We start from the raw sequence: 1,226 nt of genomic DNA on the forward strand, positions 1-1,226 counted from the left end.
CCTAAACCGGAGTTCGTGATTCTCGATCAGGTCGGAGGGCGGGCAGGCGTGAAGTGAGCGGGAAGAGGGAGCAGGGGCACCTCTCGTTCGGCTCTGTGTGCGCAGAAAACCTGAGAGCGAGAAGGCCCTGCCCGAAGGCAAAGGTAGGCAGTGGCTGAAGAGGAAGCAGCGCCGGGCGCTGCTGCGATGGGGCGAGAGGAGCGGCTGCCCGCTCACCATGCGACGGTGCATGGCCGTGGCGGCGGTGGGGAGGGGTGCCTCGTGCAACGCAGCAGCCCGAAACCTGGGCTGTGCCACCTCCACCGTCGTCAGCGCGGTGCGCCGCTACCGGGAGGATGGACGCGGAGCGCTGCGAGACAGGAGGGAGGGCAACGGCCAGCGCAAGGTCGACGAGCGATTCCGAGAGAGGCTGGCGCGGGTGCTGGTGGGAACGCCCGAGGACTGGGGCTGGTGCCGGCCCACCTGGACACGGGAGTTGCTGTGTCTGGAGCTTGAGCGCCGGGGGCTGCCCCAGGTGTCCGTGGCGACCATGGGACGTGCGCTCACCTCGCTCGGCGCGCGGCGCAAGGCCGCCAGGCCCATCGTCGAGTGCCCCTGGCCCGCCTGGAAGCGTCGGCGCCGGCTCTACGAGTTGAAGTGCCTGCATGCCCACAAGCCCCCCGAAGAGCCCGTGCTTCACGTGGATGAGGTGGACATCCATCTCAACCCCAAGGTGGGACACGACTGGTGTCTCCCGGGGCAGCGCCGGGTGGTGGTGACACCGGGCAACAACCAGAAGCGCTTCCTGGCCGGAGCGTTGAATGTCCGGACTGGGAAGCTGACGTGGGTGGAGGGCAAATCCAAGGCCAGCGACCTCTTCATCCAGTTGCTCTGGCGCCTCGCGGGTGAATACCGGCGCGCTCGCCGCATCCACCTCGTGCTGGACAACGCCGCGGTCCACACCAGCCAGAAGACTCGCAAGGCCCTTGCCCAACTTGGAGGGCGCATCGTGCTCCACTTCCTGCCGCCCTACTGTCCCCAGGGCAACCGCATCGAGCGCGTGTGGCTGGACCTGCACGCCAACGTCACGCGAAATCACCGCTGCCGCACCATGGCCCAGCTCATGGTGCGGGTACATGCCTACCTCAGCGCGCGGAATGCACAGCGCTCTGCCTGTCCATCCCTGCGCCGAGCCGACCTCAGGCGTGCCTCCTGACATCGTGCGAGAATCGAGATCGTTGGTTTAG

1 protein-coding gene is annotated in these 1,226 nt (G+C 67.5%); it reads left to right on the plus strand.

Annotated features, from left to right (window positions below; translation table 11 throughout):
* Window positions 1-217: 217 nt before the first annotated feature.
* Window positions 218-1,195 carry an IS630 family transposase gene (locus HUA75_RS45985; RefSeq protein ID WP_254628132.1) on the plus strand — a complete coding sequence of 326 codons (978 nt, stop codon included), beginning with the start codon at window positions 218-220 and terminating at the stop codon, window positions 1,193-1,195.
* The last annotated feature ends 31 nt before the right edge of the window (window positions 1,196-1,226 follow it).

The sequence above is a fragment of the Myxococcus sp. CA040A genome (genome assembly GCF_013336725.1).
GTDB classification, from domain to species: domain Bacteria; phylum Myxococcota; class Myxococcia; order Myxococcales; family Myxococcaceae; genus Myxococcus; species Myxococcus llanfairpwllgwyngyllgogerychwyrndrobwllllantysiliogogogochensis.